This window comes from Bacillus sp. GbtcB14, assembly GCF_019091205.1.
Taxonomy (GTDB): Bacteria; Bacillota; Bacilli; order Bacillales; family Bacillaceae_G; genus Bacillus_A; species Bacillus_A cereus_AG.
Genome location: NZ_JAGXJT010000082.1, coordinates 1 through 383 on the forward strand (window position 1 = coordinate 1; position 383 = coordinate 383).

Consider the following 383-nt stretch of genomic DNA (forward strand, 5'->3'; position numbering starts at 1 on the left):
CTCTATATATTGTGGACGTTTTTTAAAGTGTAATGTACCTTTTAGTTGTACTTTCCGTGATCATTATGTAGAACATGATTAGAAAGTGATGTTAAGTCTCTGCAAATTATCTATTAGATTGTATACAGATCCAATATATTTATGTGAGATTTAAAAAAGAATTATTTTTCTGAAAAACTAAATATTCATAATTTTGGAGGTATTTTAAATGTTGTATAGAGAAAGAACTAATGATAATCGAAAAGTATATTTAAATGGCGAATTAATTAAGGACGTATCAGAACACTCAGCATTTGAAGGAGCGATTCATTGTGTAGAACAGTATTACAGTTTGCAGAATGAGAAACCAGAAGAGCATAGTTTTATAGATGAAGAGGGACAAC

1 protein-coding gene is annotated in these 383 nt (G+C 29.0%); it reads left to right on the top strand.

The window, feature by feature from the left end; genetic code table 11:
* Window positions 1-208: 208 nt before the first annotated feature.
* Window positions 209-383: 4-hydroxyphenylacetate 3-hydroxylase N-terminal domain-containing protein (locus KVT31_RS29390; RefSeq protein WP_302747103.1), on the top strand; the 175-nt coding region annotated here is incomplete at its 3' end.